The organism is Pseudomonas quasicaspiana, from assembly GCF_021147825.1.
In the GTDB taxonomy this organism is placed as follows: domain Bacteria; phylum Pseudomonadota; class Gammaproteobacteria; order Pseudomonadales; family Pseudomonadaceae; genus Aquipseudomonas; species Aquipseudomonas quasicaspiana.
In genome coordinates this window covers 24,642-32,698 of the sequence record NZ_JAGTPI010000067.1, presented here as the reverse complement: position 1 = coordinate 32,698, position 8,057 = coordinate 24,642, and the positions used below count along the sequence as shown (strand labels likewise).

Sequence of the window (8,057 nt, the reverse complement as noted above, 5' to 3'; positions counted from 1 at the left end):
GTGGAAGGGGTGGGGCGAGGTCTCCCACGGTCTGTACTGTTGCAGCAGTCAGATGCGAACTGTTCGTCCCACCACCCCTTCAAGTCTAACCATACAAGCAGAGCTTGCTCGCGATAAGGCTGAACGCGGATCACCTTGGATCGCATGTACCTTATCGCGAGCAAGCTCTGCTCCCACATTAGATTGCGTTCTTCTGTTGGAGCTGGGCTTGTCCGCGAATCAGTCGCTGCGGTGTATCAGGTTTACCGAGTAATCGCTCTTCGCGGGCAAGCCTCGCTCCAACGGGATTGTCTATCTATCAGTGAGAATGCCTTGGCACCTCAGCCCCGCGCATACCCACCAGGAAATCAAAGTCGCAACCCTGGTCGGCCTGCAGCACATGCTTCACATAAAGCTCGCGATACCCGCCCACCAACAGTTGCTGTTGTTGCGGGGGCTGCCAGTCGGCCAGGCGTGCGGCGAGTTCGGCGTCGGGAATATCCAGGTGCAAACGGCCTCTGGTGCAATCGAGTTCGATCCAGTCACCTTCCTGCACCACCGCCAACGGGCCACCGGCTGCGGCTTCAGGGGCTACGTGCAAAACCACTGTGCCGTAGGCCGTGCCGCTCATGCGCGCATCGGAAATCCGCACCATGTCAGTCACACCCTGGGCCAGCAATTTTGCAGGCAGGCCCATGTTGCCGACTTCGGCCATGCCCGGATAACCCTTGGGCCCGCAGTTTTTCATGACCATGATCGAGTTGGCGTCGATGTCCAGATCCGGATCATTGATCCGTGCCTTGTACATGTCGAAGTTCTCGAACACTACGGCGCGGCCGCGGTGCTGCATCAATGAGGCGGTCGCGGCCGAAGGCTTGAGCACCGCACCCAGTGGTGCGAGGTTGCCGCGCAGCACGCAGATACCGCCGTCAGCGCGGATCGGGTTGTCCAGTGCGCGGATCACTTCGTCTTCGCCGTAGATCGGCGCGTTCTGAGTATTCTCGCGGATGGATTTGCCATTAACGGTCAACGCGTCGGGATTGGGCAGCAGATTGGCCTCGTCCATACGCCGCAACACGGCGGGCAGGCCACCGGCGTAGTAGAACTCTTCCATCAGAAAGCGTCCGGAAGGCTGCAGGTCAACGATGGTCGGCATGCCGCGCCCCATGCGGGTCCAGTCGTCCAGCTCCAGGTCGACACCGATGCGTCCGGCGATGGCTTTCAAGTGGATCACCGCGTTGGTAGAGCCACCAATGGCCGCATTGACCCGAATCGCGTTTTCAAACGCCGCCTTGGTCAGAATCTTCGACAGGCGCAGGTCTTCTTTGACCATCTCTACCGCGCGCATCCCGGACATGTGCGCCAGCACATAACGTCGGGAATCTACGGCTGGAATCGCCGCGTTGTGGGGCAGGGAAGTGCCCAAGGCTTCTGCCATGCACGCCATGGTCGACGCGGTGCCCATGGTGTTGCAGGTGCCCGCCGAACGGGACATGTCGCCTTCCGCCGCGAGGAAATCGTCGAGAGTGATTTGTCCGCCTTTATAAGCCTCGTGCATTTGCCAGACCACGGTGCCGGAGCCGATGTCCTTGCCTTTATGTTTGCCGTTGAGCATCGGGCCACCGGTGACAACGATGGCGGGCACGTCGCAACTGGCCGCGCCCATCAGCAGGGCGGGGGTGGTTTTGTCGCAACCGGTGAGCAGCACCACGCCATCAATGGGGTTGCCGCGAATTGCTTCTTCGACATCCATGCTGGTCAGGTTGCGGGTAAACATCGCCGTGGGGCGCAGATTGGATTCGCCGTTTGAGAACACCGGAAACTCTACCGGCCAGCCGCCTGCTTCAATCACGCCGCGTTTGACGTGCTCGGCGATTTGCCGGAAGTGGGCGTTGCAAGGGGTGAGTTCGGACCACGTGTTGCAGATACCGATAATGGGCTTGCCCTGAAACTGGTGATCGGCGATGCCCTGATTCTTCATCCAACTGCGGTACATGAAGCCGTTCTTGTCGGCAGTACCAAACCATTGGGCAGAACGCAGGGGGTTTTTATCGGAATCAGACATGATCAGCTCTCTTATTGTAAGACTTAATGGCTTTTCTGCTGCTTAAGTTAAGCGCAAATTCGCGCCATTGGAAGAGTTGTTAGCTAAATAGTAATACTATATAGTCGATTTCAAGTGAGGGACGACCGTGGCGGCTGCATGCAGATGCTTCAGGCCAGAGGCGATCTCCACTCCATAACAAGAACAATTGGAGATCGCACACATGAGCCAGGAACTCAGGCTTATTCGCCGCATCACCCTGAAATTGATTCCCTTCCTGATCCTGCTTTACCTGATCGCTTATGTGGACCGCTCTGCCGTGGGTTTTGCCAAGCTGCACATGAGCGCGGACATTGGTATCGGCGACGCGGCCTACGGGCTGGGCGCAGGGCTGTTTTTCATCGGCTACTTCCTGTTTGAAATCCCCAGCAACCTGATGCTCGAACGCTTCGGCGCTCGTCGCTGGTTCGCGCGGATCATGATCACCTGGGGCGCGATTACCATTGGTATGGCCTTCGTGCAGGGGCCGCACAGCTTTTATGTGATGCGTTTTCTGCTGGGTGCGGCCGAGGCGGGCTTCTTTCCGGGCGTGCTGTACTACATCACGCAGTGGTTCCCGGTTCGCCATCGCGGCAAGATCCTTGGCCTGTTTATCCTTTCCCAACCCATCGCGATGATGATTACTGGCCCGGTGTCCGGTGGTTTGCTGGGCCTGGATGGCGTGCTGGGTCTGCACGGTTGGCAGTGGCTGTTTATCGTCATCGGCACCCCGGCCATCCTGCTGACCTGGCCGGTGCTGCGCTGGCTGCCAGATGGTCCACAGCAGGTTAAGTGGATGAACGAGACAGAAAAAAACTGGCTTGCCGGCGAACTGAAAAAGGACCTGGAAGAGTACGGTCAGACGCGTCACGGCAATCCGTTACACGCCCTGAAAGACAAACGCGTTCTGCTGTTGGCGCTGTTTTACCTGCCCGTGACCTTGAGCATTTATGGTCTGGGCCTGTGGCTGCCGACGCTGATCAAACAGTTTGGCGGCACGGATCTGGTCACCGGCTTCGTGTCCTCGGTGCCTTACATCTTCGGCATCATCGGCCTGCTGATCGTCCCGCGCAGTTCCGACCGGCTGAATGACCGTTACGGACACCTCGCAGTGCTTTACGTACTGGGTGCGATTGGTCTTTTCCTCAGCGCCTGGCTGACTCTACCTGTCGCGCAACTGGCGGCACTGTGTCTGGTGGCGTTCGCGCTGTTCTCCTGCACTGCCGTGTTCTGGACCTTGCCCGGCCGTTTCTTTGCAGGCGCCAGCGCGGCGGCCGGGATAGCCCTGATCAACTCGGTGGGCAATCTGGGTGGCTACATCGGTCCGTTCGTGATCGGCGCGCTGAAGGAATACACCGGCAATCTGGCTTCGGGCTTGTACTTCCTGTCCGGCGTGATGGTCTTCGGACTGGTTTTGACCGGCGTGGTTTATCACTTGCTGGAGCGCAAACATGTGCTGCCCGCCAGCGATTTCGCCGCCAGCGCCCGCGGCCGCCAGGCCTGACACAAGATGGCCCGGATAAATTTCCACTGGCTTGAATTGGAATACAGTTTTTGTGGGAGCAGAGCTTGCTCGCGATAAGGTCCACGCGATCTAAAGTGAATTGCTTACAGCCTTATCGCGAGCAAGCTCTGCTCCCACAAGGGGCATTCGTCGCCTGCAATGAATATGAAAAGGAGATTGAATATGAACCTAGTGCAATTCGAACTCAGCAATGGCCAGCGTCGCGTCGGTCTGGTGGACGGCGATGTGATCCGTGAAGTGCAGGGCGCGCAGAGCGTGCGTGATCTGGCGTTATCCGCTATCGACGCCGGTATCGGTCTGGCGCAGCAGGTCGATAAACAGGGCCTTGGCGACAGCCATGATTACGCGCAACTGTTGCAGGACCTGCGCATTCTGCCGCCGCTGGACCATCCTGATCCTTCCCATGTGCTGGTCAGCGGCACCGGCCTGACTCACTTGGGCAGCGCTTCAGCACGGGACAAAATGCACCAGCAAGCGGGTGACGAAGCGTCGATGACCGACACCATGCGCATCTTCAAATGGGGCGTGGAGGGCGGCAAGCCTGAAGCCGGGCAGGCGGGTGTTCAGCCGGAATGGTTCTACAAAGGCGATGGCAGCATCGTCGTGCGCCCCGGCGCTGCCTTCGCGCTACCGCCGTTCGCCGAAGATGGCGGCGAAGAACCCGAACTCAGCGGCCTGTACGTGGTTGGCAACGACGGCAAACCGTATCGCCTGGGTTTCGCCATCGGCAACGAATACTCCGATCACATCATGGAGCGCCGTAATTACCTGTACCTCGCTCACTCGAAATTGCGTGCCTGTTCCTTTGGCCCGGAACTGCGGGTTGGCGAGCTGCCGCAGAACCTGGCCGGGACCAGCCGGGTGCTGCGCGACGGTGAAGTGATCTGGGAGAAGGAATTCCTCAGTGGCGAAGCCAACATGTGCCACAGCCTGGAAAACCTCGAGTATCACCACTTCAAATACAGCCAGTTCCTGCGTCCGGGTGATGTGCATGTGCACTTTTTCGGCACCGCTACACTTTCCTTTGCCGATGGCGTGCGCACCCAGCCGGGGGATCAGTTCCAGATCAGCCAGGCGGAGTTCGGCAAGCCGCTGGTGAACGGGATTGAGAAGACCGAAGCCGCATTTTTGCCGGGCGGGATCGGGCAATTGTGATGATCATCCATAGGAATGCGATTTAACCCTGTGGGAGCTGAGCTTGGTCTGGGCGGCATTCCGACGATAAGGCTGGATGCGATTGACCTGATATCTGCGGTGCCCTTATCGTCGGAATGCCGCCCAGACCAAGCTCAGCTCCCACAAAAATCGCGTTTCAGTTCAAGTCAGTACCAACACCCGACACTCCAATAACAACAAGGAGGTGCGCACATGACCACCCACACTGCGCCAGTGGAAGCGTTCGATGCGGATGCTTTCGAGGACAAGATCTATCGCAAGGTGAACTGGCGGATCATCCCGCTGTTTATCCTCTGCTTTCTGTTTGCCTATCTGGACCGGGTCAATATCAGCTTTGCCAAGTTGCAGATGCAAAGCGATCTGGGTTTCAGCGAGACGGTCTATGGCCTCGGGGCCAGCCTGTTCTTCGTCGGTTACTTTCTGTTTGAAGTCCCCAGCAACATGCTCCTGCACAAGATCGGCGCCCGGGTATGGATCGCGCGGATCATGGTCACGTGGGGCATCACCTCGGCGTGCATGATGTTTGTGCAGACCGAGTTCTGGTTTTACACCCTGCGCTTTCTGATCGGGGTCATGGAAGCGGGCTTCGTACCAGGCGTGCTGTATTTCTTTACCCAGTGGTATCCGAGCAACCGTCGCGCGCGGGTCAATTCCTATTTCAAAAGCTCGATCTGCCTGTGCGGTATCGTCGGCGGGCCAATTGCCGGGCTGATTCTCAACCATTTCGACGGCGTGCTGGGCATGCCTGGCTGGCGCTGGCTGTTTTTGCTTGAAGGCCTGCCGTCGGTGTTGCTTGGCATCGTGGTGTTCTGGTTCGTCTGCGATCGCATCGAAGACGCCAAGTGGCTCAACGACGCCGAGAAAAAAGTAGTGCTGGCGCGTATGGCGCGTGAAGTCCAGCCGCAGACCCCGCAAACCTTCAAGGACATCTGGAAGCACCCGACCACTTACGTGATGTCGGTGATTTACCTGTGTCTGGTCATGGCCCTGACCGGTTTACTGTTCTGGATGCCTCAGTTGATCAAGAGCGCCGGTGTTGCCGACACCATGACCATCGGTTGGCTGACGGTGATTCCCTATGTAGGCGCAGTGGTCGGCAATTTGCTGATTGGTGCGAGCTCCGACCGACGCGGTGAGCGTCGTTGGCACATGGCAGCTTGTGCATTACTGACGGCGGCGGGGTATCTGGTGTGTGCCGTCTTCCCCGGTCAACTGCTGCCTTTGATGATCGGTATGACCATGATCATGACCGGCATCATCGCCTGGATGCCGATTTTCTGGACCATCCCGCCACGTTTTCTCAGCGGGCTCGCGGCAGCGGCAGGTATTGCGCTGATCAACTCCATCGGTCAATTGGGCGGGATCATCGCGCCGTTCATGGTCGGACGAGTCAAGGACCTGACCGGTGCGGCGACGCCGGCTTTGTACGTGCTATGCGCAGTCTGCGTGTTGGCCATGGCGCTGATTATCTGGGGGATACCGAACCGTTATTACGTGCGCGAAACCACCCATGACAAACCTTCGGCGGGTGCAGTTGAAGCGACTGCCTGATCGTGACGGTGGTTCTGTCCACGGTGGTTTTGGCCTATCATTCGCGCTTTTACACAGACGAAGACTGCCATGACCACCAATCCGACGACGATGAGCGCAGCCCTGAAAGACGCCACGATGCTGGAAATTGACGGGCTGCATGCCTGGGATTTCTTTCTGGGCGACTTTCTGACCCTCGAGTGCATGGATGGTCGCGAGCGCAAGACCTGGCGTTTCACGATGGAGCAGGTCAACGCCGCGACCTTTGATGAAGCTCAGCAGTGCTGGCTGATCACTGACGGTACAAATGAACACCGCATGAAATGCCTCGAAGCGTTCACGCCGACCAAAGACGACGAAGAAGACGTACAAGAGGACTGACCTGCGGATAAAACCAATCAGCGGCAAGCCTGTCCTAAACGTTGTTCGCGCGTCGATGGCGCCCACTAACAACCTGAAAAAAGAAGGCTCTGCCCATGACTCGTACATTTCTGCCTTGGCTGGCACTGGCCGGCGCAATGAGCGCTTTTCCCATACAGGCGCAAAGCATGACTGAATACGATGTACTGATTGGTTCTTACACCCAGGCTTCCAGCGAAGGTATTTACCGGTACCGCTTCAACAGCCAGACCGGCCAGCTCGATGCCAAACCCCTGCAAGTGGTCAAGACTGACAACCCGTCCTGGCTGACCCTTTCCAAAGATCAGCGCCACCTGTTCGTGGTCAACGAGAACGGTCCCGGCGGGAAAGATGTTGTTGGCAAGGTCAGCAGTTTTGCGATTGATGCCAAGACCCATCAGATCACCCCGATCAATCAGGTGAAGAGCCAGGGTGACGAGCCGACGCATTCCAGCCTCAGCCCGGACCAGCGCTTCCTGTTCGTCTCCAACTATGCGGTGCAACCCGATCCGGGTGGAGCGTTGGCGGTGATCCCGGTGGGCAAGGACGGCAAGCTGTCCGAAGTCGTTCAGGTCAGCAATGATCATGGCGCGAGCAAGGTCAATCCTGAGCGTCAGGCGTCTTCCCACGTCCACTCGGCGATCCCGACGCCGGATGACAAGTACGTGGTGACCAGCGATCTCGGTGCCGACAAGATGCTGGTGTTCAGCTACGACGGTAATCGCGCCAAGCCTTTGCAACCGGCCAAAACGCCAACGGTGCAATTGCCCGCTGGCAGCGGCCCGCGTCATCTGCTGTTCAGTGAAGATGGCAAGCACGCCTGGCTGACCCTGGAAATGGTCGCGCAGGTTGCAGTCTTTGATTATCACGACGGTGTGTTCAAGCAGACCCAACTGGTAGACCTGAAGAACAAGGATGCGCAGCAGAAAGTCGGCGCCGGTGGTTTGCACACCTCGCCGGACGGCAAATTTCTTTACGTTGCCAATCGTGGCGAAGCCAATCAAGTGCTGGTGTTTGCCATCGACGCCAAAGGGCAGCTCAAGGAAGTGCAGCGTCGTTCCGTTGAAGGTGTAGAGCCGCGTGAGTTTCGCATCGATCCAAGCGGCCATTTCATGCTGATCGCCAACCAGAAGAGCAACCAGATCGTCACGGTGAAAGTCGATCCGAAAACCGGTTTGCTGGGTGACACGGTGCAAAAGCTCGACTTCGATTCGCCCTCGGACTTCCGATTCCTGACCGGCAAGTGATGCTGTGAGAACCCCAAGCCCTTTATTCATGCGGGCTTGGGGTTCTATCAATTCAAGTGATATGAGCTAGTGCTACAAAACATTTCGGCTGAGCCGCCCTCGGGGGTAAGTTTGAGTC

At 57.9% G+C, this 8,057-nt stretch carries 6 protein-coding genes; 5 read left to right on the top strand and 1 reads right to left on the bottom strand.

Annotation, left to right across the window (positions count from 1 at the left end):
- Positions 1–298: 298 nt before the first annotated feature.
- Positions 299–2,044: an IlvD/Edd family dehydratase gene (locus KDX30_RS25580; protein ID WP_231677832.1), complete on the bottom strand. Its 1,746-nt coding sequence runs from the start codon at positions 2,042–2,044 to the stop codon at positions 299–301.
- A gap of 202 nt (positions 2,045–2,246) precedes the next feature.
- Here KDX30_RS25580 and KDX30_RS25575 point away from each other — a divergent pair, with 202 nt between their 5' ends.
- The 5 genes from KDX30_RS25575 (at position 2,247) to KDX30_RS25555 (ending at position 7,939) form a co-directional block, all read left to right on the top strand.
- Positions 2,247–3,566, top strand: coding sequence for an MFS transporter (locus KDX30_RS25575; protein ID WP_231677831.1), 1,320 nt, complete (start codon positions 2,247–2,249; stop codon positions 3,564–3,566).
- Positions 3,567–3,749: 183 nt separating this feature from the next.
- A complete protein-coding gene (araD1, locus tag KDX30_RS25570) occupies positions 3,750–4,742 on the top strand; it encodes an AraD1 family protein (protein ID WP_231677830.1) in 993 nt (330 codons plus the stop codon).
- A gap of 213 nt (positions 4,743–4,955) precedes the next feature.
- On the top strand, positions 4,956–6,314 hold the full coding sequence (locus KDX30_RS25565; protein ID WP_231677829.1) for an MFS transporter: 1,359 nt from the start codon (positions 4,956–4,958) through the stop codon (positions 6,312–6,314).
- A 69-nt stretch (positions 6,315–6,383) separates the two neighbouring features.
- Complete coding sequence (locus KDX30_RS25560; RefSeq protein WP_122807781.1) at positions 6,384–6,674, top strand: DUF5629 family protein; 291 nt, start codon at positions 6,384–6,386, stop codon at positions 6,672–6,674.
- Positions 6,675–6,769: 95 nt separating this feature from the next.
- On the top strand, positions 6,770–7,939 hold the full coding sequence (locus KDX30_RS25555; RefSeq protein ID WP_027900532.1) for a lactonase family protein: 1,170 nt from the start codon (positions 6,770–6,772) through the stop codon (positions 7,937–7,939).
- The last annotated feature ends 118 nt before the right edge of the window (positions 7,940–8,057 follow it).